The organism is Stenotrophomonas sp. Steno-C17, from assembly GCF_056393165.1.
On record NZ_JBWJPD010000015.1, the window covers coordinates 74,152 to 97,726 of the forward strand.

Annotated in this window: 20 protein-coding genes; 15 read left to right on the forward strand and 5 right to left on the reverse strand. The window is 68.6% G+C overall.

The annotated features are described in order from the left end of the window. Positions 1-45 precede the first annotated feature (45 nt). Positions 46-1,818, forward strand: a complete 1,773-nt coding sequence (locus AC06FA_RS14290) for a chloride channel protein (RefSeq protein ID WP_478068882.1) — start codon at positions 46-48, stop codon at positions 1,816-1,818. 19 nt (positions 1,819-1,837) lie between these two features. Here the strand turns inward: AC06FA_RS14290 and AC06FA_RS14295 are convergent, their stop codons facing one another. The 4 genes from AC06FA_RS14295 to AC06FA_RS14310 all read right to left on the reverse strand — a co-directional run bounded on the left by AC06FA_RS14295 (position 1,838) and on the right by AC06FA_RS14310 (position 8,884). After that, positions 1,838-2,128, reverse strand: coding sequence for a DUF6959 family protein (locus AC06FA_RS14295; RefSeq protein ID WP_478068883.1), 291 nt, complete (start codon positions 2,126-2,128; stop codon positions 1,838-1,840). Between the two features lie 120 nt (positions 2,129-2,248). After that, the gene (locus AC06FA_RS14300) at positions 2,249-3,082 is read right to left on the reverse strand and encodes an OmpA family protein (protein ID WP_478068884.1); all 834 of its coding nucleotides are present in this window, start codon (positions 3,080-3,082) and stop codon (positions 2,249-2,251) included. A gap of 61 nt (positions 3,083-3,143) precedes the next feature. Continuing rightward, on the reverse strand, positions 3,144-7,703 hold the full coding sequence (locus tag AC06FA_RS14305; RefSeq protein ID WP_478068885.1) for a YadA-like family protein: 4,560 nt from the start codon (positions 7,701-7,703) through the stop codon (positions 3,144-3,146). 200 nt (positions 7,704-7,903) lie between these two features. Beyond that, positions 7,904-8,884 (reverse strand): AraC family transcriptional regulator, encoded by a 981-nt coding sequence (locus AC06FA_RS14310; RefSeq protein WP_478068886.1) that lies wholly within the window; start codon positions 8,882-8,884, stop codon positions 7,904-7,906. A gap of 694 nt (positions 8,885-9,578) precedes the next feature. Between AC06FA_RS14310 and AC06FA_RS14315 the strand changes: the two genes are divergently transcribed. The 13 genes from AC06FA_RS14315 to AC06FA_RS14375 all read left to right on the forward strand — a co-directional run bounded on the left by AC06FA_RS14315 (position 9,579) and on the right by AC06FA_RS14375 (position 22,132). Next, positions 9,579-9,791, forward strand: a complete 213-nt coding sequence (locus AC06FA_RS14315; RefSeq protein WP_478068887.1) for a Flp family type IVb pilin — start codon at positions 9,579-9,581, stop codon at positions 9,789-9,791. Between the two features lie 102 nt (positions 9,792-9,893). After that, complete coding sequence (locus AC06FA_RS14320) at positions 9,894-10,421, forward strand: A24 family peptidase (RefSeq protein WP_478068888.1); 528 nt, start codon at positions 9,894-9,896, stop codon at positions 10,419-10,421. Then, positions 10,418-10,891: a TadE/TadG family type IV pilus assembly protein gene (locus AC06FA_RS14325; RefSeq protein ID WP_478068889.1), complete on the forward strand. Its 474-nt coding sequence runs from the start codon at positions 10,418-10,420 to the stop codon at positions 10,889-10,891. The genes AC06FA_RS14320 and AC06FA_RS14325 overlap by 4 nt, the downstream gene beginning before the upstream one ends. A 24-nt stretch (positions 10,892-10,915) precedes the next feature. Next, positions 10,916-11,956, forward strand: a complete 1,041-nt coding sequence (cpaB, locus tag AC06FA_RS14330) for a Flp pilus assembly protein CpaB (protein WP_478068890.1) — start codon at positions 10,916-10,918, stop codon at positions 11,954-11,956. Between the two features lie 18 nt (positions 11,957-11,974). Continuing rightward, entirely contained in the window at positions 11,975-13,333 is a 1,359-nt protein-coding gene (locus tag AC06FA_RS14335) for a type II and III secretion system protein family protein (protein WP_478068891.1), read from the forward strand. A 23-nt stretch (positions 13,334-13,356) separates the two neighbouring features. Then, positions 13,357-14,613, forward strand: coding sequence for a CpaE/TadZ family protein (locus AC06FA_RS14340; RefSeq protein ID WP_478068892.1), 1,257 nt, complete (start codon positions 13,357-13,359; stop codon positions 14,611-14,613). Further along, complete coding sequence (locus AC06FA_RS14345) at positions 14,598-15,947, forward strand: CpaF family protein (RefSeq protein WP_478068893.1); 1,350 nt, start codon at positions 14,598-14,600, stop codon at positions 15,945-15,947. Before AC06FA_RS14340 ends, AC06FA_RS14345 begins: the two co-directional genes overlap by 16 nt. A 2-nt stretch (positions 15,948-15,949) precedes the next feature. Then, a complete protein-coding gene (locus AC06FA_RS14350; RefSeq protein WP_478068894.1) occupies positions 15,950-16,891 on the forward strand; it encodes a type II secretion system F family protein in 942 nt (313 codons plus the stop codon). A gap of 28 nt (positions 16,892-16,919) precedes the next feature. Continuing rightward, complete coding sequence (locus AC06FA_RS14355; protein ID WP_478068895.1) at positions 16,920-17,843, forward strand: type II secretion system F family protein; 924 nt, start codon at positions 16,920-16,922, stop codon at positions 17,841-17,843. Between the two features lie 5 nt (positions 17,844-17,848). Further along, a complete protein-coding gene (locus tag AC06FA_RS14360) occupies positions 17,849-18,715 on the forward strand; it encodes a tetratricopeptide repeat protein (RefSeq protein WP_478068896.1) in 867 nt (288 codons plus the stop codon). After that, the gene (locus tag AC06FA_RS14365) at positions 18,712-19,167 is read left to right on the forward strand and encodes a DUF3613 domain-containing protein (RefSeq protein WP_478068897.1); all 456 of its coding nucleotides are present in this window, start codon (positions 18,712-18,714) and stop codon (positions 19,165-19,167) included. Before AC06FA_RS14360 ends, AC06FA_RS14365 begins: the two co-directional genes overlap by 4 nt. A gap of 8 nt (positions 19,168-19,175) precedes the next feature. Then, a complete protein-coding gene (locus AC06FA_RS14370) occupies positions 19,176-21,329 on the forward strand; it encodes a TadG family pilus assembly protein (RefSeq protein ID WP_478068898.1) in 2,154 nt (717 codons plus the stop codon). Positions 21,330-21,427: 98 nt separating this feature from the next. Next, entirely contained in the window at positions 21,428-22,132 is a 705-nt protein-coding gene (locus AC06FA_RS14375; protein ID WP_478068899.1) for a DUF2968 domain-containing protein, read from the forward strand. Positions 22,133-22,196: 64 nt separating this feature from the next. On the opposite strand, the gene AC06FA_RS14380 is transcribed toward AC06FA_RS14375, so the two are convergent. Further along, the gene (locus AC06FA_RS14380; protein WP_478068900.1) at positions 22,197-22,565 is read right to left on the reverse strand and encodes a hypothetical protein; all 369 of its coding nucleotides are present in this window, start codon (positions 22,563-22,565) and stop codon (positions 22,197-22,199) included. Positions 22,566-22,730: 165 nt separating this feature from the next. Between AC06FA_RS14380 and AC06FA_RS14385 the strand changes: the two genes are divergently transcribed. Further along, on the forward strand, positions 22,731-23,555 hold the full coding sequence (locus AC06FA_RS14385; RefSeq protein ID WP_108749844.1) for an alpha/beta fold hydrolase: 825 nt from the start codon (positions 22,731-22,733) through the stop codon (positions 23,553-23,555). Positions 23,556-23,575: the final 20 nt, after the last annotated feature.

Consider the following 23,575-nt stretch of genomic DNA (forward strand, 5'->3'; position numbering starts at 1 on the left):
GCGGTGAGGGTGGCGATCACGGCGGCGGCGTATCATGCCGCCACCATGTCGCCCCCCGTGTCGCCACCGCGCCTGCATCTGGCCTTCCAGGGTCTGCGCCTGCGCCTGCGTGGCAGCGACCTGTGGTTCATTGCACTGGCGCTGGTGGTCGGCTTGATCGCCGGCAGCCTGACCCTGCTGCAGGCCGGGCTGGCGCGCAGCCTGCAGGCGTCCCTGTACGGACTGGACGAGGGCATGCGACTGAGCTCGCTGCCCTCGCTGGCGTGGACCGCGCTGCTGGTGCTGCCGCTGGGCGGCCTGCTGGTGGGCCTGGTCAGCCTGGCCGCCAGCCGCCTGAAACGACCGCTGCTGGATGCCGTGGAAGCCAATGCCCTGCACGGCGGCCGCATGTCGATGCGTGACAACCTGATCGTGCTGGTGCAGACCCTGCTGTCCAACGGCTGCGGTGCCTCGGTCGGGCTGGAGGCCTCGTACACGCAGATGGGCGCCGGCAGCGGTTCGCAGCTGGGCCGGGTGATGCGCCTGCGCCGCAACGATGTGCGCACCCTGGTGGGGGCCGGTGCGGCCGGTGCCATTGCCGCAGCCTTCGGCGCGCCCCTGGCCGGCGCGTTCTACGCGTTCGAGATCGTGATCGGCGCTTACACGCCCTCGGCGCTGGCGCCGGTGGCGGTGGCCGCGCTGGCCGGTGCCTTCGTGGCCGACCAGGCCGGCATGGATGCCTACCTGCTGCCGGCCGCAGCGACCATCGACGTGCGCGCGGCCGACTATGCGATCTACGGCCTGTTGGGCTGCTGCTGCGCGATGGTGGGCATCGTCATCATGCGCCTGATCGCCTCGATCGAAGGCGGGGTCAAGCGCAGCCCCCTGCCCGCCTGGGGCCGCCCGGTGGTCGGTGGTCTGCTGCTGATTCCGCTGGCGCTGGCCAGCCCGCAGGTGCTGTCATCCGGGCACGGCGCCCTGCACCTGGACCTGACCACCCACCTGCCGCTGATCTGGATCGGCGGCCTGCTGACGCTCAAATGCCTGGCCTCGGGCATCTCCCTCGGCTTCGGCTTCCGCGGCGGATTGTTCTTCGCCTCGCTGTTCATGGGCACGCTGGTGGGCGCGCTGTTCGCCGGCCTGCTGGCGCTGGCCACGGGGGTGGCGGTGATCGACGCCACCTCGGCCGCCCTGGCCGGCATGGCTGCGCTGGCCGCGGCGGTGGTGGGCGCGCCGATGACCATGGCCATGCTGGTGCTGGAAGGCACCCACGACTTCCTGCTGACCAGTGTGGTGATGAGTGCCGTGCTGGTGTCGAGCACGCTGGTGCGGCAGTGGTTCGGTTACTCGTTCTCCACCTGGCGCATGCACCTGCGCGGTGAAAACATCCGCAGCGCGCGTGACGTGGGCTGGGTGCACAACCTCAGCGCCGGGCGGATGATGCGCAAGGGCGTGGCCACGGCCCCCGACAGTCTGGACGCAGCGGACTTCCGCCAGCGCTTTCCGCTGGGCTCGGGCACCCGGGTGATCCTGATCGATGGCGAAGGCCACTATGCCGGCATCGTGCAGATCGCCCGCCTGTTCGGCGACGGAGTGAAAGCCGATGCCCCGCTGGCTGACTTTGCCGAGAACCGGGACGTGGCCCTGTCAGCCAGCGCCGACGTGGTGAGCGTGATGCAGCGCTTCGACCAGACCCAGGCCGATGAACTGGCGGTAGTCGCCAGCGACGGCCAAGTGCTGGGGGTCGTCTCCGAAGCATTCGTGCGCAAGCGCTACGCCGAAGAACTGGACAAGCGCCAGCGCGAGCTGATGGGCGAACGCGTGGACGACGGCGAGTAACCCCGGCGCGGACGCGAGGCTACAACGCTTCACCCGCGTCGGCCAGGCGCGATTCGATCAGCGCGTGCCACTGCTGCAGCAGATCCACCAGCATGTCCAGCTCGGCATCGGCGCGCTGCGCCCGGCCGCTGCGCAGGCTGGCCTGCGCTTCCTGCAACTGCGCCAGGAAGCCCAGCACGGTATCGGCCTGCACGATCAGTCCGGGCAGCCGCCGCCCGGGGATACGCACCACCGCATGGTTGCCCAGCGGGCCATACACGGTCAGCGTCTCATCGGTCTTCATGCGCAGGGGCAGGAATTGGGCGTTCATCGTGGGCACCGGATGAATCCTGGACCACCGGCAGGCAGGGTGACGGGGGAGACGTACCCTGCCCGCCGGTAGACCAGGGGGGAAACACGGGGTGCCAGCCGAGGGCTGGCGGTGAGGCGGTCAATGCGGCCGGGCCACGCCGGCAATCTGCACGCGCCGGTTCGGCGCCAGGCACTCGATCAGCTGCCGGCGATCACGCTGCGCGCACTGCACCAGCGGGTCGGCAGCGCCGCGTCCTTCCGCACGGATGCTGGTACCAGGGACCCCTCCCTGGACCAGCGCACTGCGCACGGCCTCGGCGCGCCGTTGCGACAGGTGCTGGTTGTACGCGGCGCTGCCGATTCGGTCGGTGTAACCCACCACCTGGATGGACTGCACCTGGCTGGCTTCCCGCACCTGCCCCAGCACGCCCTGCACCACCTGCTGCCCGTTGGCGCTGAGCGCGGCGCTGTCGAAGGCAAACAGAGCATCGGCCGACAGCTGCAGCGGTTGTTCCGGCAGCGCAGCGGCCTGCGGCGGCGGCGGCGGACGGGGCGGGTCGAGCACGGCGGCGCAGGATTCGGGCTTCCAGTAGCCGCCCTGGGCGATGCCCTTGTCATCGAAGCGCACCTGGAACTGGCAGGTGAAGTACTCGGCCCCCTGCGCGGTGCGGAAGTTGAACAGGTAGTTCCACTGGCGCACGCCCCACATGCCTTCGTTGAAGTGCGGCGTGCCCAGCAGGGTGTAAAGCTGGCGCTTGCTCATGCCCGGCGCGAACCGGCGCAGGTCGGCGATGTCCGGGTAGATGCCTTCCTTCAGCGAGGCCTTGCCGGCGTCCGGGAAGACCACGGTGCTGGCGCCGGGACTCTCCCCTGCCGGTGCGTGGCTGCGGCATGCGGCCAGCAGACCGAGCACGAGCAGCAGCACCAGCCAGGCGACGATGCGGCGGGAACGCAGGATGCGATGCGGTTTCATGGACTTCCCCCTGTTGTGCTGGAAACGCGGCCCGGGCACGGCTGCACCCGGACCGCGCGCGTCACCACTGGATGCCGGCACCGACGGCCACGCCGGCTTCGCCACGGCTGTTGGTGGAACCGCTGAACTTGTAGATCCAGCGCCCGCCCTCGGAGACACCGGAAATACCCACGGCCACGCCGGATTCGCCGTTGTAGCTGCCTGCCGCGAACGAGGCCATGTTGCGGCCGGCCTCGCTGGGCTGCGGCAGCGAGGCGGTGGCCATGGCCGAGGCCACGCCTGCCGAGGCGCGGTTGTCGGTCTTGCGCAGGTTGCGCTCGAAGCCGCCCATGCGCTCGTCGGTGTAGGCCTTGGACCAATCCAGGGTCTGCGCCATGCCGGATTTCAGCTGGTCCACGTTCACCGCATCGGTGCCGGCGGTACCGGCGGCCACGTTGCGCACGGTGGTCGGGCCGCTGCTGGTGGTGCCCAGGGTCACGCTGTTGTAGTTGGTGGCGCCGTTGGTGGTGGTGTCGTAGCGGATGTTGCCCTGCTGCGAGGCCTGCAACTGGCGCACGTTCACCGCATCGGTGGCGGCGCTGCCATCGGCCACGTTGACCACCTGGCGTTCTGCGCCGGCGGCACCGACGGACACCGTGTTGGCACGGTCGGCCACCGAGCCGGCGCCCAGCGCCACCGCATTGTCGGCCTGCGCCTGGGCACCGTTGCCCAGCGCGGTGGAATTGGCACCGGCCGCCACCGAACCGGCACCGCCGGCGGCGGAATTGGCGCCGGTCGCGGCCGGGTCTGCCAGATTGTTGCTGTTGTTGGCGCGGAAGCTGCCCGCCACGTTGGTGATGTTCTGGATCTTCTGGTCGGTGTAGGCCTTGGACTGGTCGATGGCGTAGTTCACGCCGTTGTTCAACTGGCCCACGTTCACCGCATCGTAGGTGTCCGAACCATCGGCCACGTGGGTGACCTTGCGCTCGCTGCCGGTGCTGCCCACCGACACTTCGCCGGCCGAGTTGCTGGCACCGGCCTGGCCGTACGCGCCGGTGTAGCCGGTCTGCGCGCCGACGCTGGCGACGGCGCCGCTGCCCAGGGCCACGCTGTTGTCGGCGCTGGCACTGGCACCGTTGCCCACGGCCACGCTGCCGGCGCCGGCCGCGCTGGCCTGCGGCCCCAGCGCCAGTGCTTCGGCGCCGCCTGCGGTAGCGGCTGCGGCGGTGGAATTGACCGCCAGGTACGGGCTGCTGCCGCCGCTGCTGATGCGCTGGTTCAGTACCTGCAGCGAGCCGTCCACCGCCGAGAAGGCGGCGGTGACGTTGCTGTAATCGTTCTGGATGAGCGTGCCGTCGGTGGCGATGGAGGAGATGCGGAAGCTGGGCGCCACCCACAGGCCGGTGTTGCCGTCATAGGTGGTGCTGCCGCCGAAGTAGCTGGCCACCGTGGTGTGGGTGGCAAACAGCTGGTCGCCGGTGATGGCATCGCTGCTGCCGGCCAGGATGCTGCCCGCGGCGACGTTGGTCACTTTCACCGGTGCGCCGCCGGTACCGCTCAGGGTGATCGAATCGACCACGTTGCCGCTGCCATCCACGTCGTACTTCACGGCCCGCGCGTCCAGCTCGTCGCTCTGCTCGGCCACGTTGGCCAGCGACACGCTCACCGCATCGAACGCGGTGCCGACGTCGTTGTAACTGCCCTGGCTGAGCGAGCCGTCGGCGGCCACGTTGTTCAAGGTGTAAGTAGGCGCCAGCACCACACCGCTGGCATCGACCGTGGCGCCCCCACCCAGATGGGTGGCCAGAGTCTGGTTGGCCGCGAACAGTTGTGCGCCATTGATCGCTTCGGTGCTGGCCGCGCTGACCTGCCCCGGCCCCAGGTTGCGCAGCGTGGTGGCGGTGCCGGCCTGGCCCAGGGTGGCGCTGGCATAGTTCACGCTGCCATCGCCATTGAGGTCATAGCGCAGCGCGCCCTCTTCCGACGCCTGCAGCTGCGACAGATTCACCGCATCGGTGGCCGCGGTGGCCGCCGCCACGTTGGTGATTTGCCGCTCCGCTCCGGCCGCGCCTACCGAGACGGTGTTGTCACGGTCGGCCAGGCTGCCCGCACCGACGGCGATGCTGTTGGCTGCACTGGCCTGTGCGTTGGTGCCGACCGCAATCGAATCGGCGCCCGCGGCCAGCGCTTCTACGCCGGTGGAATTCACCCGCAGGTACTTGGTGCCGCCGTTGCGGATGTCGGTGATCTGCGTGTTGAGATTGACCAGCGAGCCATCCACCGCCGCGAAAGCGTCGGTGGCATTGTCATAGGCACCCTGCACGATCGCGCCATCGCTGCCGATGGTGCTGATCTGGAACAGCGGCGCAGTGAACACACTGGTGGCCGGATCGAAGGCGGCCTGGCCACCGAAGAAGCGCGCGATGGCATCGTTGCTGGCGTAGAGCTGCGCGCCGTTGACCGCCTCGGTGCTGCCTGCATTGACCGCGCCGGCGGCCAGGTTGGCCACCGTGGTGGCGCCGGTGCCGTTGCCCAGGGTGACGCGGGTGTAGATCGGCTCACCCGCGCCGTCCAGATCGTAGGTCACCGCCGCATCGCCCACCGCCTGGATCTGCGAGATGGCGCCCTGCAGCTGGGCCACGTTCACCGCATCGGTGGTGGCGCTACCGGCGGCCAGGTTGGTGATCTGGCGTTCGCCGCCGTTGGCGCTGCCCACCGACACTTCACCGGCCGACACCTGCGCGCCGGTCAGGCCATAGGCGCTGTAGCTGGCCTGCGCCCCGCGCAGCGCCGCCGAACGGAAGCCCAGTGCCACCGAATTGGCCTGGTTGGAGGTGGCTTCGGCACCGAGCAGGGTCTGCCCGTTGGCGGTACCGACAGCGCTGTCACCGACGATGACCGAATGGCCCATGCGTGCGGCGTAGTCGGCCGTGGGCACGCCGGTGGGGTTGGTCGGGTCATTGGTGCCGTTGCCGGGGAAGGCCACGTTGGCATCCACCTGCGGCAGCTCGTGGCGTGCGTTGGCACCGATCACCACTTCGCGCGAGCCATTGGCGTAGGCGCCGTCGCCCATCAGCACCTGGTAGTCCTGTGCTGCGTTCACCGCCCAGCACGAAATGTCGGCCAGGCCGATGTCCAGGCACTTGCCGGCCCATTCCGGCGAATCGGAGGGCAGCAGCAGACCCAGCAGGCCACCGGGATTGCCGTTGTTGATGTTGTAGATGTAGCTGTCGGAGGTCACGCCGCCGATCAGGGTCAGGTGCGAGTTGCCGCCGGTGACCGCGCCGCCCAGGCCGTTCAGCGTGCTGCCCACCGGCGAGGCATTGACCAGCGGAATGCCCAGCGCGTTGACCGCCGAATAGGTCTGCATGACGTTGGCGGTGCTGACCCGCAGGTTGCCGTTGCTCAGGTAGCCGTCGCCACCGAACAGGCCACTGGTGGTCGGGCCGATCAGTGCGCCCAGGCCGCCGACCACGCCGCCGTTGCCGATGATCAGGCCGGCATTGGGATCGCCAGCGACCGGTGCCTTGCCGGTGTTGGCCGCAATGGGCGACGGCGAAGACAGTCCCAGTCCACCGACCACCCCGCCGACCAGGCCACCCACCGCACCGCCCAGATTGCCGACCGTGCCGTTCAGATCGCCATTGAGCAGGCTGCCCACGGCATCGCCTACCCCACCCAGCGCCGAACCGACGCCGTTCAACAAGCCGCCCAGCCCCAGCGCCGAGGTCTGCGCCGTGGCGGTCGCGCCAGCGGCCAGCTTCAGGTTGCGGTCGGCCACGACGGTCTGGCCATCCAGGCCCTGCACGCGCACATTGCCGGCCACGCCGGTATCGAACGCGGCAGTGATCGCACGATCGTCCGTATCCCCCGGGGTTTCTTCCTTGGCCGGCAGGCTGACCGTGGTGGTCGCCGCCACGTTGGCATCGCCTTCGATGCGTTGGCCGATGACGGCCAGCTTGGCGTCGACATTGCCGTCCACCGCCGCCTTCAGCGCAGTTGGATCAACGCTGCCGCCCACAGTGACGCGGGGCGCGGCGTCGACCGCGGCTACCGTGTGACCACCCACGCCGACGTTCGCCTTCGCGTTGGCCTGCACCGTCGCCGCCAGCGGCGCCTGCGCCGAGGTCGGCAGTGCCGCCACCACGCCGGTATCCAGCGCAACCGCTTCGCTTCCCCCCAGCGCGACCGCGGCGTTGAGCTGTGCGCCCAGCGCAGGTGCCGACTGCCCCGGCGTTGCCGCGCCCAGGCTGACATTTACTTTTACCGGCAGCACGTCGCGCACGATCGGCAGCGCGCCGGTGTTCAACTGCAGCGCTACACGCGCATCGGCATTGGTCGCCGTGCTGGTCGGCAGCGCACGCGCCGCCAGTGCGGCTTCGGCATCCATTTTTACCGGCATCGCCTGCGTGTACTTGGCCGCCAGTGCCTGCAGGTCACGCAGCGACTGGTTGCTTTCGCTGGCGTGTGCGGTTCCGCTGGCCAATGCACACAGCAGGGCCAGCGCCAGCAGGCTCGGCGTCGGCATTGCGCTGCGCGCGTCGTGCAGCGTCGCGCCGCTGTTATCACCGGTGGCCAGTTCCGAGGCGACCACCAGGGCATTGAGCTGGCGGTTCCAGACGCGTCGGTAGATGCGGTTCATGAGCAATTCCCCCGTAGGCGTACAGCTTGAAAGTCAGTGGAGTGCCGCAAGGCAGGTGACTGACATTCCGCGCCTTTCCGTGCGCAGCGCGCACTTCATTCCGGCAGGGCAATCGCGCATTCCGGCAAAACGACGGCCAGATTCGGCAGCCGGATATGCAAAACCGGCAGAACCGGGTATTCAGCAACGCAACGGGGGTTTCAGGCCGGCTGGCCCATCTGCGCCGGCGCGCGCATCAGCGTGTCGCGCGGCAGTTCGCCGAACACCTTGCGGTAATTATCGGCAAACCGGGAAAGATCCCACAGCCCGCAGCTGAGGGCGATGGCCTTGACCGAGCGCCGGCTGGAATCGGCCATCGACAGGCTGCGGCAGGCCGCGCACAGCCGCAGCATCGACAGGTATCTGTTGGGCGAGGTGCCAAACAGATCCTCAAATGCATAGCGCAGGCCGCGCTCGCTGACCCCGGCGGCGTCGCAGATTTCATTCATATATATATTGCGACGCAGGTTGAGCCGCATGAAGTTCTCGGCACGCTGGGCGATCAGGTAATGGGTGCGGCGCGCGCGGGTGCAGCCCGGGCGATCACCGGGGCCGGTGGCCAGCAGCGCCTGCACGTGCTCGTGCAGCAGGCGCTCGGTTTCCTCGGCCTGCAATACCCCGCCCTGGCCCAGCTGCTGGTGCAGCTGGTGATAATGCCGGGCCAGCGGCAGCTCGTCGGCGCCCAGGGTAAACAGTGACAATGCCTGCCCGGCCGGCGGCGTGCTGCGCAGGCTCAGCTCGGCCAGTTTGCGCTGCACGCGTTCTACCGGCACCAGCATCAGGGTCATCTGCGTGCCGGGGCTCAGGGTGAATTCGCTGATGCCCTCGGGAAGAATGGTCAATGCCATGCCCGGCGCCAGCGGAACGCCGTGGCACCAGCTGAGCGTGTCGTCGGTGGTATGCAGATACCCCAGCATGGCCCAGTCCGGCGGCAGCATGAACCGGCCACGGCAATGGAACCCGCAGTGCAGACTGCAGAACAAGGCTTCTTCGTGCACCCGCGAAGCGAATGCCGCACGCGGACCGTTGCCATCCAGCAGCAGCAGTTCCACGTCGCACACCCGCAGCACACCGCTGAGTGTGGCCAGGTCGATCGACCTGAGTCCGCTGTCGGCGCTGTCCGCCACCCCACCATCGACCATGACAGTGTTTTCCCCTGTTGGTTTGCCGCGCAGGACCGCCCCCACTGCCTGACAGGGCGTGTACTGCTTCCACGAACCGCCTGGTGCATGCCGATGGCGGCCGTGCCACTTACCACCCATCGGAAACCGTATAACCTTGAATGGGAGTATGCCCGATAATCGGTGTCCGTAAACAGATCACACTTTCGTTGCCGCCAACGCGTTCATTCCTGAATATAAACAGGGTAATGGCACAGTTTTCGCATGCAGCCATCACATAATCACGATTCCTGCACTTTCGTGAATCGTTATGCCCGGCAACGGATATCGATCACAGAACCGGCCTGAAATCTTCATGATTTTTCCGATTCTGCCGAATTTGCATATAGGTTCCGGTTGCAGCGCACCTTCGTTCAGGCAAAGTCGATAGCACGGTGATCCGGCATTGCTTCAGCCGCCGCACCCAGGGGGAACGAGATGCAGATGCGCAGCGCCACCGCAGGCACAGGCAACGGCCATGACCGGTCGGCAGCGTGTGCGCCTGCGCCGATGCCCGCCCCTGGCAGCCGGATCCTCGCAGATGCGCCTGGCGGAACCATCCGCCGGGCCTGCTCCGCCAGGAAGGCGGAGGCCCAGGGACGACCCCGGCGGAGCCGGGCCATCGCCTTCGCAGTGACCTGCAACACCATCTGACTGGTAGAGGGAGATCACCGTCATGAATGCTTCCATCAAAAAGTTCCTGAAAGAAGAAGACGGCGTTACCGCGCTGGAATACGGCCTGCTCGCCGCCGTTATCGCCGGCATCCTGGTAGCGGTCGGCAACGACCAGATCCGCGACTTCTTCGAAACGCTGTTCTCCACGCTGAAGAACGTGGTGACCAATGCGGCCGGCTCGGCCAGCGGCGGCGGCAGCAGCAGCGGCGGCTGAACCCCGCGCGATCGCCGCCCGTCCGGGGCCAGCATCGCGCAGCGATGCGGCACCCGGCCGCAGCGGCGGGAATCGGCGACAAAAGGACGACGAGGGTGCGTAATGACACTGCTGGGACTGCTGGCCATCGGACTGTGCCTGCGGGTTGCGATCAGCGACCTGTATGCGCGCCGGGTGCCCAACGCCTGGTTGCTGGCCGCGTGCGTGCTGGCGCTGGCCGTGTTGCTGGGCAGCCGCCTGACCGACGCTCCGCAGCCGCTGGCCGTGCATCTACTGGGTGCAGTGATCGGCCTGGTCGCCCTGCTGCCGTTCCACCTGCTGCGCATGATGGGCGCGGGCGATGTGAAGTTCTTCGCGGCGCTCGGCCTGCTGCTGGGTTGGCAGGCCCTGCTGCCGATCTGGATCACCGCCAGTCTGGCGGCCGGTGTGCATGCGGCTGTGGTCATCGCGGCCCGCGTGCTGGCACCGCGGCTGCCGACGCCGCTGCAGGCGCAGCACTGGCAGGCACACCCTGCCCTGCGCGGCATGCAGCAGGCCCGGCAGGGCCGCGTGGGCGCGCCTTACGCCACCTATCTGGCACTGGCCGCCATCGCTTGGCTGCTGCTCGCGACCTACGGGGGCACCGCATGAAGCCGCGCACCCCACGCCGCCAGCGCGGCGCCGCCACCATCGAATTTGCCTTGATGCTGATGCTTGGCCTGATCCCGCTGCTGATGTTCACCTTTTCCGGGGTGATGATCATGGCCGCGCAGCAGACCCTGGCAACCGCATCGGCCGAAGGCGCACGTGCATCGCTGCGCTATGCCAGCGCGAACGAGCGACGTGTGGCCGCCTGCACCGCTGCGCGCCGCTCGATGCAGTGGCTGCTGCAGTTCTCTGGCCAGCAGCCGGACTGCAGCGCAGGCGGCAGCGGCGCGATCGTGGTTTCGCCGCTGGCCGCATGCAGCGGCCTGGCCAGTGCGCAGTGCGTGACCGTCACCGTCAGTTACGACTATGCCGCCCACCCCTTCCTGCCCGGCACCGGCACGCTGTACGGCTGGGTGCTGGGCGATCCCATCCGCAGCCGCGCCGTGGCCCAGCTTGATCTGGGCAGCAACTGACCCACGCACCAGGAGACGCGCACCATGTTGAAGCTGACCCGCATTGCTGCCATCGCGCTGATCGCACTGGCCGTGCTGCTGGCATTGGCCGCGTTCATTGTCGGCCGCTCCCCTGCGGCCGCACCGGCGGCGGCACCACTGGCCAGCCAGCCCGGCGCGGCCACCATCACCGTGGTGGAAGCCATTGCGCGGCTGCCTGCCGGTGAGCCGATCACCGCCGCCGGGGTGCGGCTGGCCCAGCGCACCCAACCGGTCCCCGGCGCGCCCACCGAACTGGCCGCCGTGATCGGCAAGGTGCCGGTACAGGACATCGCCGAAGGCAGCACCCTCAGCCAGAGTCTGCTGGCGCAGGGTTTCTCGCTGCAACTGCGGCCCGGTGAACGCGCCCTGGCAGTGCCGGTGGACGAGCTGGTCGGCGCAGGCAACCGCATCCTGCCCGGCGACTTCGTTGATGTCTTTCTGAACCTGCGCAGCAACAGCAACGCCATCAACGGCGTGCAGGATGCCGCGCAGACCCGCCTGCTGCTGTCGCGGCTGCGCGTGCTCAGCTACGGCCAGCAGGACATCACCCCGGTAGCCGTTGAACCGGCAACCACCACGGAAAACACCAGCGACCCGCGTGCGGCCGACATCACCGGTTCTGCCAACAGCCACAGCACCAGCAAGGGCAGCGCCGAAACCAACCAGCCTGCGCGCAGCGCGGTGCTGGCGGTGCCGGTGGCCGAGGCCAACCGCCTGCTGCTGGGCGCGCAGCAGGGCAAGTTGTTCCTGGCCCTGCGCAACCCCGCCGACACCGGCCTGCCGGACGTCGCCCTGTTTGCACCCGCGCCGGGCGTGCTCGACCCCGTGCGCGGCCTGGATGCCGAACAGCAGGCCGCGCTGCAGCGCCCCGAAAACAATGCGTTTGCAGGGCTGGATGGCGACGCCCTAGCCGGCAAGGGCGTGGCCCAGCGCGCGCCCGCCACACCGACCGCCCGCACCCCCGCGCCGCGCCGCAGTGCACCGCGCCCGGCCGGTATCGAAATCATCCGCGGCGATGCTGCTGCGCCCCGTGGTTCTCTTTGACTGGATGCCGGAGCCTTCATGACACAACGCCGCCACCGCACCGCCCGATCACTGCGCCAGCGCTGGCTTGCCCTGTTGCTGGTGGTGCTGGCGCCTGCCACCAGTCTGGCCGCCGACGATCTGGTGCTGCAGGCGCGTGAGCAGCGCCCGTGGACCCTGCCCGCGGATCTGGAACGGGTGGCCATTGCCGATCCCGGCGTGGCCGATATCGTGATGCTGCGCGGGCAGCGCCAGGCGCTGCTGGTGGGCAAGGCGCCCGGCACCACCACCCTGCTGCTGTGGCACCGCACCCGCACCGAACCGCAGCGCGTGCAGGTGCGCGTGCAGAGCGCCGTACAGGGCGCCGCCGATGTCGCCAGCACCGGCCTGTCGTTCACCCAGCAGGACCAGCAGGGCCTGCTGCAGGGAAGTACGGACAGCGTGCTGTCGCACATGCAGGCACAGAAGACGGCCGCCATGGCGCTGGGCAAGGACGGTCTGCTGGCCGATGCCTCCACCATAGCCAGTGGTGGCGTGGTGCAGGTGGAAGTGAAGGTGGTCGAGTTCAACAAGACGGCGCTGAAACAGATCGGCATCAATTTCCAGAACAAGAACGGTTCGTTCGCCTATGGCATTGCCCGCCCCGGCGGCCGCCTGGCCGGCGACACCGGGCTGCTGCCGGGCATGGAAGAAGGCGGCAGCGCCAACGAAGACGATTCGCCGTTGTCATCGGCCTTCCGTCTGGTGTTCGGTTCCACCAAGCACCGCTGGAATGCCGACGTCGACCTGCTGCAGGCCAACGGCATGGCCCGCGTGCTGGCCGAACCGACCCTGGTGGCGCTTTCCGGACAGAGCGCCAGCTTCCTGGCCGGCGGTGAGCTGCCGATCCTGGAGCCGCAGGGCCTGGGCACCACCACCATCACCTACAAGCCGTTCGGCATCGGCCTGACCGTCACCCCGACGGTGCTGGCGCCCAACCGCATTGCGCTGAAGGTGGCACCGGAGGCCAGCGATCTGGATTACAGCAACGCCATCGCGCTGGACGGCGTGCAGATTCCCTCCATCACCACCCGCCGCGCCGACACCACGGTGGAACTGGGTGATGGCGAGAGCTTCGTGATCGGCGGCCTGGTCAGTTCCAGCGTGGCCTCGACGGTGAACAAGATTCCGCTGCTGGGGGATCTGCCGATCATCGGCTCGTTCTTCCGCAACTTCGACTACAAGCGCCAGGACAAGGAGCTGGTGATCATCGTCACCCCACGACTGGTGCAGCCGCTGGCACGCAATACCGAACTGCCGCTGCCCGGCGAACAGGAAGCACGCCCGAACCTGCCCGAATGGGGGGCCTGGCTGCTGGGCCCGATCAGCCGCGACCCGGTGCCGGGCTTCTCGCGCTGACTGGCCACTGCAAGGACACCCCCATGCCCTATGCCACCGCACAGCCCCTGCATCCCGCCGGACCACCGATGAACCTGGTCCTGTACGGCATGGACCGCGAGCTGCTGCCACGCCTGGCAGCCAAGCTGCCGCCCGGCGCCGCACTGCATTGGCAGGACAGCACCCAGCCGACCTCGGCGCAGGACCTGCAGCGCGGGCCCCACACCCTGGTGCTGCTGGACTTCCGGCCCGAGCATGCCTCGGCGTCCACGGTGCTGGCGCAGCAGCTGCAGCAGACCCTGCCCGACCTGGTGCTGGTTGCAGTAGGCGCCACCAGCGCCGGACAAGTGGAAGGCGTGGTGCTGGCCCTGCGCGCCGGCCTGCGCGATGTGCTGGATCTGGACAGCGACAACAGTGGCATCGAGGCCGCCCTGCGCCGTGCCCTGTCGCCGCGCACCGCGGTGGTGGCACAGCAGGCGCACAAGGCCCGCCTGATCGTGCTGCTGGGCGTGCGCGCCGGCGTGGGGACCAGCACGCTGGCCGCGCATCTTTCGGTACTGGCACAGCAGACCCATCTGCTGGCGCAGGGCGAAAGCAACCCGCAGGACGGCCTGCTGCTGGAACTGGCGCAACCTGCCGGCGACCTTGCGCTGTACCTGAACCTGGACAGCCGCTTCCACTACGAAGATGCCCTGCGCAACGCCAGCCGCATCGACGCCACCCTGGCGCGCACCGCCATGGCCCGCCACAACAGTGGCCTGGTGCTGCTTGACCGTGCCAGCGGCAGCGATGCGGTGCCACCGTCCGATCCGGGCGCGCTGCTGCAGCGCCTGCGCGGCGTGTTTGCCAGCGTGCTGTGCGATGCCGGCGGCTGCCCGCTGCGGCAGTTGCCGCCCCTGCTGCTGGAACAGGCCGACGAGATCTGGCTGGTGGCCGATGCGTCCATTGCCACCCTGGTCTCGCTGGACCACGCGCTGAAGCACCTTGCCGGACAGCGCGACCGCGAAAAGCGCCTGCAACTGGTGATCAATCGCCACGATGACAGTGCCGGCATGAGCCCAGAGCAGATCGCGCGCCGCTTTGAACTGCCGCTGCTGGCCACGCTGCCCGAGCGCTCGCGCGTTCGCACCGCCGCCAGCCACGGTCATCTGCTGCTGCAGGACGCGCCGCGCGACCCGTACCTGCGTGCCCTCGCCCCGCTGGTCCAACGCCTGGACCCTGCCGCCTGCCCGGTGCAGCCCAATGGCCTGCGGGAAAGACTTGCCCTTGCCCTGGGTGGATCGCAATGGAAGACAAAGTGACCCTGTTCCCGAACGCCCTCGCCCGTGCCAGCGCCCCCGACGCGGCGCCGGGCGTCCTGCCGTTCGCGCAGACCGAGCAGTACCAGAAGGTGCTCTCGGCCGCGCACGAACACCTGCTCAACAGCATCGAAGACGAGCGCATCGACATCGATTCGTGGGCACCGGACACCATCGCGCGCTGGGTGCAGGTGCAGACGGTCAGCTTCATCCAGGAATGGCGCATCCCCATCAACGAAGAAGAGATGCAGGTGGTGGCCGACGGCCTGGTGAAGGAACTGACCGGGTTCGGGCCGCTGGACGACCTGCTGCATGACCCGACCATCGAAGACATCCTGATCAACGGCTTCAAGGACGTGCACGTTTCGCAGGGCGGACAGCTCAAGCGTGCCACCCAGCGCTTCACCGACGATACCCACCTGCTGCGCATCCTGCGCCGCATCCTGGCCCCGCTTGGCCGCCGCCTGGACGATTCCAACCCGATGGTGGACGCGCGCCTGCCCAACGGCGGCCGTCTCAACGCCATCATCGCGCCACTGGCAGTGGATGGCCCGATGGTCTCCATCCGCAAGTTCCGCAAGGACCCATTCACCCCGGACGAACTGCTGGCCAAGGGCACCTTCGACGCCCCGATGCAGGCGCTGCTGAAGGCGATGGTGCTGGGGCGCTGCAACATCCTGGTCTCCGGCGGTACCAGCTCGGGCAAGACCTCGCTGCTGAACGCGCTGGCCAGCTACATCCCGGCCAATGAGCGGGTGATCACCGTGGAAGACACCGCCGAGCTGTCGTTGAACCACCCGCACGTGGTGCGCCTGGAAAGCCGCATCGGCGGCGCCGACGGCCACGGTGCGATCAGCATCCGCGACCTGGTGCGCAACAGCCTGCGCATGCGCCCGGACCGCATCGTGGTGGGCGAAGTGCGTGGCGCCGAAGTGCTGGAGATGCTGCAGGCGATGAACACCGGCCACGATGGCTCGATGGCGACCATCCACGCCAACACGCCGCGCGACTGCCTCTACCGCATCGAAATGCTGGCCGGTTTTGCCGGCTTCCAGGGCAGCGAGGACAGCCTGCGCCGGCAGATCGCCAGCGCCATCGACTTCATCGTGCAGATCTCGCGGCTGGGCAGCGGCCGCCGCGTGCTGGTCTCGATCACCGAGATCACCGGGGTGAGCGACAACCTGATCACCACCCAGGAAATGTTCCGCCACGAGGTGCAGATCGACGGCAGCGGGCGCGAAATCGACCGCTGGATCGGGCTGGGCTTCCACCCGCATTCGCACAAGCTGGAACCGTTCCGCCAGCAGCTGCGCGACTCGCTGTACGGAGACCTGTAGGCATGGGCGCCGGCGTGCTGCTGATGGTGTTGAGCCTGGTCTCGGTCCTGCTGGGCGTGGCCGCCTGGCTGTGGAGCAGCGCGCACAGTCGCGAGCAGCGGCAGGCGTCGCTGCAGCATGCCGAACAGCAGCTGGCCCGCGGCGCCAGCAACGCGGTGGCCGATGGCCAGCGCGCGCCGCCGGCGCCTGCCACGAGCAGCAGCCGGCGCACCCTGCCATGGGATCCGCTGCTGCAGCGCGCGGGCCTGCAACCGGGCTGGAAGCTGCCGCTGCTGCTGCTGGCGCCAGGCCTGGTGCTGGCGGCCGTGGCCGTGGCGCGGCTGGATACCACCTGGATGTTCCCGCTCACCCTGGGCCTGTACCTGATCGGTTGCTGGCTGTGGCTGCTGCGCCGGATCGGCAAGCTGCAGGCCAAGCTGCTGCACCAGTTACCGGACTTCCTGGACAACCTGGTGCGGCTGACCGCGCTGGGCAACAGCCTGCAGGCCGCCTTCCAGGTCGCCAGCACGCAGACCAGCGCGCCACTGCGCGAACTGCTGGACACCACGGTGCGCTACGCGCGCGGCGGCATGGAACTGGACCGCGCGCTGTCACTGGCCGCCCAGCCCTACTGCATGGACGTGCTGAAGGTACTGGCGGTGGTGATCGGGGTCAGCGTGCGCATCGGCGGACGTTCCGACCAGATCCTGCAGCGGCTGGGCGACTTCATGCGCGACCTGGAACAGGCCCAGCAGGAACTGGCCGCCACCACCTCGGAAACGCGCATGTCGGCGTGGGTGCTGGGCCTGCTGCCGCCGGCCAGCGCCGTGCTGATGGCCATTTCCAGTCCGGACTTCTTCCAGCCGATCCTGCACCACCCGCTGGGCCACAAGATCCTGGCGCTGGCGATAGGCCTGGAACTGTTCGGTGCATTCCTGCTGTACCGACTGGCCAAGTCGCTATGACCGCCCTGGCCGCCCGCGGAGGTGAACGATGAGCGCCAACACGTGGTGGATGCTTGCCCTGCTGTTGCTGGCCGCCGGCGTGGCGCTGCTCGGCGTGGGCGGCTGGGTGCGCGGGCAGCGCGAGGCACGCAGCGCGGCCGCCCTGAAGACGGCCCTGCAGCCGCAGGAGGCGGACACCGAAGCCAACCGCCGCGATTCGCTGGGCTGGCTGGAACGGCTGGGCCGGCAACTGAGTGGCGGCCGCCTGGAGGCTGCGCTGCTGGCCAGCGAAGACCGCCTGCTGCTGGATCTGGCCGGCTGGAACACCCGCCGCGGCACCGCCATCTATCTGGGCCTGCGGCTGCTGCTGGCCGCCGTGGTGGTCGCACTGGCCATCGCCCTCAGCGATGCGCAGGGACTGGCCAAAGTGATGGTGGTGATCGGCGCGCTGGCCGCCGGCCTGCTGCTGCCCAAGTTCGTTCTGGGCGCATGGGTGAAGCGCCGCCGCTGCGCCGTGCACAACGAACTTCCCTTGTTGATCGACCTGCTGCGCCTGCTGCAGGGCGTGGGCTTCAGCATGGACCAGAGCCTGCAGACACTGGGCGACAAGCTGCGCGAAGCGCTGCCGGTGCTGGGCGGCGAACTGCAGGAAGCCAACGTGGCCTACACCCACGGCCGCAGCCGCGCGCAGTCGCTGCGCCGCTTGAACGAAGTCTACGGCGATGACGACCTGTCCAGCCTGGTGCAGCTGATCCTGCAGGTGCACGCGCATGGCGGTGCGGTGCAGGAACCGTTGAAGCAGTTCAGCGCGCGCCTGCGCGAGCAGCGCCGCAACACCCTGAAAGAGAAGGTCGGCAAGCTGTCGGTGAAGATGACCGTGGTGATGATGCTGACCCTGCTGCCAGCACTGATGCTGGTGCTTTCCGGCCCGGCGCTGGTTGCGCTGGCCACCACCATGTCGAAGATGGGATGACCTGCATGCCTGCCGCACGCCCCGCCCTGCTGCTGTTTGCCCTTGCAACGCTGGCCACCGGCTGTGCCTCCAGCACCGCCAAGTACCTGCACACGCCGACGCTGGCCGAGCCCACGCCGGCACCACAGGACAGCCGCAACACCTACCTGGAACTGATTGCGCGCATGCAGCAGCAGGGCGCGTGGTACGCCTCGCTGGCGCACGTGGATGCGTTCCGCCAACGCTATGGCGATCTGCCCGCGCTGCGCCTGCTGCAGGCCGATGCACTGCGCGAGACCGGGCAGACCGCGGCGGCCAGCGCGCTGTACCAGCAGCTGGGCAACGGCCCGCAGGCGGCCGCCGCCGCCCATGGGCTGGGCCTGATCGCCGCCCACGCCGGCGATGATGCCGCGGCCGAACAGGCGCTGGCCCGGGCCAGCCAGCTGCAACCGTTGAACACCGACTACCTGGGCGACCTGGGCTATGCGCGCCTGCGCGCCGGGCAGTTCGAACAGGCACGTGAGCCATTGGCCAAGGCCTTGGAACTGACCCCGGGCAATGCCAAGGCCACCGCCAACCTGTCACTGTGGGCAGTGCTGCGCGGTGACACGGCCACCGCCGAGCAGCTGGCGCGGCAGGCGAATCTGAATGATGAGACGCGGCGCAGCATCCAGCAGCAGGCACAGCAGATCCGCAGCCGCCTGCAGCAACGCCAGACCGCCGCCGTGGCACCCACCGCAGCGCCGCCCGCCGAACCCGCCCCTGCCCGCGGCGTGCGGCTGGCGGCCGAAGCCCGGCGCCAACCGGCCGCCGATCGCGCGCCGGCGCAGCTGGCGCCGTCCATGCTGGAGCGCTTCAGCTCCGCCCGCCCTGCCAACGAGGGAACGCCATGACCCTGCCTGCTCTGCTGCGTACCGTGTTTCCACTGGCCGCCCTCGCCGCGGCGCTGGCGGCCCCGCTGGCGTCTGCGCAATCCACGCAGGCCCCGTTGACCGGGCAGATGCTGGGCGATCGTGCGGCGCCGGCAGCCACCGTGCAGTCCGCGCCGCCGCTGGCAACGGTGGATGTGGCCGCTGCACCACCGGCGCCGCCAGCGCCAGCGCCCGCCTACCCGCCGGCCGCCGCAGCCGCAGAGGCCGCCGCACGCCCGCAGCACGGTGACAGCGTGCGCAATCTGCTGCGACTGCAGGCCTCCGGGCAACAGGCGGGCCCGCGCCTGCCGATCCTGGGCGACCAGGCCACCGCCAGCTACGCGCGCTACCTGAAAAGTTTCGAGCACGAAATCCCCGACTTCTTCGATCCGGATGTCGGCCGTTCCAGCAACCGTTCCAGCTCATCACGCTGAGGTTGGCCATGCACCGGTCACGCCGCATCACCTTCAACCGCCAGCGCGGCGGCATGTCGGTCACCCTGATGCTGGTGATGATCGCGCTGGTGGCCATGCTTGGCCTGATCGAGGTGGGGTATCTGTACTGGGCCAAGCGCGATGCGCAGAAGGTGGCCGACCTTGCAGCGCTGGCCGGTGCGCAGCGCCTGGACCTGTGCAGCGCCGACAACAGTGACAACAGTGCCGCCCGGCAGAACGCGGTCGAACAGAACCGCTTCCCCGGCCCGGTGCAGGTGCAGTGTGGCAACTGGAACGCCGCACACAGCGCCGAAGGCCATTTCATTGCGGCCGTGGATGTGGCCAACCCGCGCAATGCGGTGCGCGTGATCACCGAGCGCAGCGTGCTGCCGTTCTTCGGGCAGAACACGTCGCTGCCCACGGTACGCACCCAGGCGGTCGCGCGCCGCGCCGAACCCACCGCCGTGTTCAGCGTGGGCTCGCAGCTGCTGCGCAGCAATGGCAATTCACCGTTGATGGCCACCCTGCGCCTGGTCGGGCTGGATGTGAGCAACGCCACCGTCCTGTCCTACGACGGCCTGGCCCAGGTCAGCGTGACCCCTTCGGGCCTGCTGCAGGCGCTGGGCATCCCCGTGACCGCCGACCTGAGCGTGGCTGATTTCAACCGCGTGCTGGCACTGAACCGGGTTTCGCTGGCGCAGCTGGTCAATGCCACCGCCGAAGTGGTGGGCCGCAACAGCACCGCCGGTGTGCAGCTGCAGGCACTGTCCAGCCTGGTGTCCACCGGCCTGGACATCAACCAGCTGAACATCGCACTGGGCAGCCAGAATGGTGGCGGCGGTCTGTTTGCCGAAGTCGTCTCGCCCGATGGCACCATCGGTAGCGCGCTGGAATCGCAGGTCAACGTGATGGACCTGTTGAACACCGCCATTTCCATTGCCAACGACAACAACGGCGTACAGATCAGCGGCCTGAACCTGGTCGGCATCGAGGTCAAGGCCGGGGTGATCGAGCCACCGTCCATTGCCATCGGTGGCGTCGGCGCACGCGCCTACAACGCGCAGGTACGGCTGATGGTGGACGTGGACAGCAACCGTGTGCCCGCCGTGGGCGCACTGCTGAACCTGCTCGGCACGCGCCTGAAACTGCCCCTGCATGTGGACGTGACCAATGCCATGGGCACGCTGACCGCACTGCAATGCGGTGCGTCGCCGCCAACAGCCACCATCCGCGTCGATTCGTCCGTGCTGCGTGCCTGCGTGGGCAAGGTGGCCGACGCCGATCGCTTCTCCAGGCAGAACGTCTGCGACGCCACGCTGCAGAACGAGCAGTTGCTGACCCTGCTGGGGCAGCCGCTGATCAATGACCGCATCACCCTGCCCGCGCTGACCGCACAGCAGGACCTCACCCTGGCCGCCGGTCAGACCGGGTCCACACAGATCAACCCGTTGGCGGTGGGCACCGCGGTATCCGATCTGGTGAACGAGCTGTTGCGGGTGCTGTCGGGCATGCTGCAGAGCCCGCAGCAGGGCATGAGTTCCAGCGATACCGCCAAGGCACTGGCCGACCGCTATCTGGCCGCCGCGCACCCCACCGGTGGCCGCTACGACGTGGACAAGGTGATTCCGCTGCTGCGCGACGGCGATGCCAGCCGCCAGTTGAATCCCTTGGGCACCTGGACCGTCACCCAGGGCGTGCCCTACGCCTGCCCGCCGCTGTACCTGACCACCTGCCGCAAGGACGGGCCGGTGTGGGATGGCTACCGCACCACGGTGACCGGACAAGGCCTGGGGGTGCTCGATGGTGTGCTGGGCTCGCTGCTGGGCGGCTTGCTGATCAACCGCTGCGACAGCCTGATCAGCAACCTGGTGAACTACAACGGCTGCGTGCGCAACAACCTGGCCGCCTATATCCAGACCGCACCGGCCGGCTTCCTGGACCAGTATGCCGGCGGCGGCGTGACCACCCCCGGCAACGCGGTCAGCTGCAGTGGCCTGCTGTGCGCCGTACTGACCCCGGTGCTGGCCACGCTGAAGCCGGTGTTGAACAGTGTCGGCGCGCTGCTCAGCGGCACGCTGGCCAGCCTGCTGGGGCTGGAACTGGGCCGCACCGACGTGCAGGTGCAATCGATCCAGTGCACGCCCGCACAGCTGGTCTACTGAGCCCTGCCACCCGGCTTGGCGCCGCGCCCGCCCATGCTAGACTCCGGGCGGGGAATCACATTCATCTCAACCACACTACGTTCGTGGATGGTCCAGACATGCGAGAAATTTCAGGGGGCACTGTCTTCGCCCGGTACCCGCGCGCGGTAGCGCTGCTGGCCACGGCCATGATCCTGGCCGCGCCGTCGGCCATGGCCGCCCGTGGCGACCGCCAGGCCGCTGCCGAACCGGCACGCCCGGCCCCGGTGGTGCGCAACACGGTGGACGAACTGAAGCAGTTGATGGATGCCCAGCAGCTGACCGAACTGCGCACCACCTACAACGGCAACTACGGCGCCAGCCTGCTGTTCAATGCGAACACGCTCACCTACTACGTGGCGCTGTTCCAGGAAAAGAATTTCTGGCGCGTGATCAAGACCGACGCGGTGGACAACGCCGAGCGCGTGTACCGCACCTTCGTGCAGCAGACCGAGCAGCTGGCCCAGGTGTACATCGACACCACGCGCCTGGAAGCCGGCAAGCGCTACACCGAACGCCTGGTGGCCTACAACGAAGAGCGCCTGCGCACCCTGCAGCAGGAAATGGAACAGCAGCAGGCACAGTCGGCGCAGGTCAGCGCGGCCCTGCAGCAGGCGCAGCAGCAGGCGGTCAGCCTGAGCACCGACGTGCAGAGCACCAACAGCCAGCTGGACGCCCTGCAGCGCCGCATCCAGGTCCTGCAGGCCGAACAGGGCAATCCGGAACTGAGCCTGCCCAAGGCCGATGCCGCCACCGGCGCAGGTGCGGGCGGCGACGGCCACTGAGCCCTCGCGCCTTCCGGCCTCGCATGTCGCAAACGGCACCTTCGGGTGCCGTTTTCATTTCCGCTCAACGACAGGCCGCGCGCACGGCGTCCTGCAGTCGCCGCTGCTGCAGATAGTCCGGCCGCAGCGCATCGGCCTGCCGCTGCCGTGCCCTGCTGCAGCCGACCGGATCGCGCTCGAGCGGAATATGCACCGCCTGCGCCGTCCCGGTGCGCCGCTTGTGCGGGCGTTCCGTCGTTGGCGCTGCCGACCTGGGCGGCCTGGCCGACGGCGTTTCCGCCGGCACGTGCCACTTCCATTCCGCCTGGCCCTGGCACGGGGTCTGCTGATAGACCGCATGCGGGCCATCGATGCATTTGTAGACATTGGTCTGTGCCTGCACCGGCACGGCCAACAGCAGCGCGAGCACCGCACCTGCCATCACTCGGTTCATGACGCCCTCCTTGCCGGGATGGTCCCGCCCCGGCCGGCGCGCCGCCAGAGTCGAACGCGACTTCTGCCACAGCCGTGCAATGCCGGCGGAGCAGGCTGCGCTGTACTGCGCGCACACCGGTCGTTGCGGCCGGTGCCACTCCACCTTCCGCCAAAGGAATCCACGATGAGCAATTTCGTTACCGTCAAAGACGGCGCCCGCATCTTCTACAAGGACTGGGGCACCGGCCAGCCCGTCGTGTTCGCCCACGGCTGGCCGCTGTCCTCCGATGCCTGGGACCCGCAGATGCTGTTCATGGGCCAGAACGGCTACCGCGTCATCGCCCACGACCGCCGCAGTCACGGTCGTTCCAGCCAGACCTGGGACGGCAACAACATGGACACCTACGCCGATGATCTGGCCGCAGTGATCGAAGCCCTGGACCTGCACGACGCAATCCTGGTGGGCCATTCCACCGGTGGTGGCGAAGTGGCCCACTACGTCGGTCGCCACGGCAGCAAGCGCGTGGCCAAGGTGGTGCTGGTCGGCGCCGTGCCGCCGCTGATGCTGAAGACCGCCAGCAACCCGGCCGGCACCCCGCTGGAGGTGTTCGACGGCATCCGCAAGGGCACCGCCGGTGACCGTTCGCAGTTCTTCAAGGACCTGACCACGCCATTCTTCGGGGCCAACCGCGACGGCAACGCCGTCACCCAGGGCATGCGCGATTCGTTCTGGCAGCAGGGCATGCTGGGCGGCGTGAAGGGCCAGTACGACTGCATCCACGAATTCTCGGAAGTGGATTACACCGCCGATCTGCAGAAGATCGATGTACCGGCGCTGGTGGTGCACGGCGATGACGACCAGATCGTGCCGTTCGATGCCTCGGCCAAGCTGTCCTCGCAGATCATCAAGGATGCTGAGCTGAAGGTGTACGCGGGCGCGCCGCACGGCCTGACCGTGACCCACGCCGACCAGTTCAACGCCGACCTGCTGGCGTTCGCACGCAAGTGATCCATCGCGGCGGCGCCCCG